The 2,114-nt window shown below is 50.4% G+C and carries 1 protein-coding gene and 2 pseudogenes; 1 reads left to right on the forward strand and 2 read right to left on the reverse strand.

From position 1 onward, the window contains the following. Positions 1-17: 17 nt before the first annotated feature. Complete coding sequence (locus O9323_RS12650) at positions 18-188, reverse strand: hypothetical protein (protein WP_288125223.1); 171 nt, start codon at positions 186-188, stop codon at positions 18-20. Here O9323_RS12650 and O9323_RS12655 point away from each other — a divergent pair. Further along, positions 142-1,944: pseudogene (locus O9323_RS12655) on the forward strand (ELWxxDGT repeat protein); the annotation flags it as partial. The gene O9323_RS12650 and the pseudogene O9323_RS12655 overlap by 47 nt on opposite strands. Positions 1,945-1,983: 39 nt before the next feature. Here O9323_RS12655 and O9323_RS12660 read toward each other — a convergent pair. Further along, positions 1,984-2,114: pseudogene (locus O9323_RS12660) on the reverse strand (IS630-like element ISMae24 family transposase); the annotation flags it as partial.

Genomic DNA, 2,114 nt, shown 5'->3' on the forward strand with positions numbered 1-2,114 from the left:
CAAAAATGTCATAACCCTCATAATGACTGAATAGCTGAAATTACACCCGTCCAACACTGATTGGCGATCGCGATTTTGCCACCTGTTAAATCTCTTTTTCTGTCTGTATAAATTGTTACTTTTTGAAATGAGAATTGCTGATGGAAGAGCGACGGCACGGTAGCCGGTACAGTTGCGGTGGCCGACATCCGCTCCCCCAACCGTCTGACGGCAGTGGGCAGTACCCTGTACTTTACTGCCGATGACGACGTGAACGGTGAGGAATTGTGGAAAAGCGACGGCACGGCGGCCGGTACGGTTCTGGTCAAAGATATCAACCCCGGTTCCTCTAGCTCCTACCCCGGCAGTCTAACGGCAGTGGGCAACACCCTGTTCTTCACTGCCTATGACGGCCTTGGCGGTAGCGGTACTGAATTGTGGAAAAGCGACGGCACGGCGGCCGGTACGGTTCTGGTCAAAGATATCCGCCCCGGTGGCTTTACCTCCTCCCCCAGCAATCTAACGGCGGTGGGTAATACCCTGTTCTTCACTGCCAATGACGGCGTTAACGGCTTTGAATTGTGGAAAAGCGACGGCACGGCGGCGGGTACAGTCCTAGTCAAAGATATCCGCCCCGGTTACTTTGACTCCTTGCCCAGCAATCTAACGGCAGTGGGCAGTACCTTGTTCTTCAGTGCCGATGACGGCGTGAACGGTCGGGAGTTGTGGAAGAGCGACGGCACGGCGGCCGGTACGGTTCTGGTGGGCGACATCCGCCCCGGTTCGGGTGGTTCCTACCCCAGCAATCTAACGGCAGTGGGCAGTACCCTGTTCTTCAGCGCCGATAACGGCGTTAACGGTCAGGAGTTCTGGGCCGTGAGTACCCCCGCAGTTCCCACCCTCGCCATTGCCGCCACCAATGCCAACCAAACCGAGGGCAACAGTGGCAGTAAAGCTTTCACCTTCACCGTCACTCGTTCGGTTAATACCACAGGAAGCAATAACGTTAACTGGGCAGTTACTGGCAGCGGCAGCAATCCTAGCAATGCCAGTGATTTTGCTGGGTCTGTCTTACCGTCAGGAACCGTGAGTTTTGCCCCGGGAGAAAGCAGTAAGGTGATTACTGTTAACGTCCAGGGGGATACAACGGTAGAACCGAACGAAAACTTTACCGTCACCCTCTCCAATGCCACCAACGGCGCTACTATTACCACCGCTACTGCTACGGGAACCATTCAAAATGATGACTTTATCGGTACTTCTGGTCCAGACACCCTTGTGGGAACCTCTGGAGCAGATGCCATGACTGGATTAGCCGGAAACGATACTTATACAGTAAATGATGCCGGCGATTTGGTCATCGAAGCTCTCAACGAGGGAACCGATACCGTGCAAGCTTCGATTTTCTATACCCTTCCTAACAACGTGGAAAATCTCCTCCTCACTGGTACCGGTAATCTTAATGGCACGGGTAATGCCTTAAATAACCAGATTAAAGGGAATAGTGGCAATAATAGCCTCAACGGTGCTGCTGGAGTCGATACTTTAACTGGTGGTTTAGGTGCAGACATCTTTATCTTCCAGTTTAGTCAGTCCACCTCGGCAGCCCCAGACCGGGTTACGGATTTTGCCATTGGTACTGATAAAATTGACCTGCTTAGTCAAGCTGGTGCGGCCATTAATGCCCCGGTCGCTTTTACCCGGGCAACAGATAGCACCACGACCAATATTAACACCATTGTTACTAATGTCTTTACCGATGCTAATGGGGCAACAGCCGGAAATCAAGCTCTCGGAATTAACAGCGCTGCTTTAGTGCGGGACAATAGTTCTTCTACTTACCTAATTATCAACGACGGTACGGCAGGCTTCCAAAGTGCTAATGATTTGGTGATTAATCTTACTGGGTTAACGGGTAGTTTACCGGCGCTCGGCCCTATTCCAGTCAATAGTTTCTTTGTCTAAATTGATGGGGGGGATTAATTCTCCCCTTTTAATAAGTACCTAGGCAAAATTAATTACATACTCGCCTCCAAAATTGTCCAGCACTTTTTTAACGTAAGCGAGGAGGCTCTTTCGGTCTTTATAGGCGCTAAATTCAATCCATTCATATTTTAAAAATCTCCATAATATTT

The sequence above is a fragment of the Microcystis sp. LE19-131.1A genome (genome assembly GCF_027532015.1).
In the GTDB taxonomy this organism is placed as follows: domain Bacteria; phylum Cyanobacteriota; class Cyanobacteriia; order Cyanobacteriales; family Microcystaceae; genus Microcystis; species Microcystis ichthyoblabe_A.

What these genes read in the sequence shown, in the direction of transcription:
- O9323_RS12650 (WP_288125223.1), bottom strand. Translation starts at nt 188, where the DNA reads ATGTCGGCCACCGCAACTGTACCGGCTACCGTGCCGTCGCTCTTCCAT.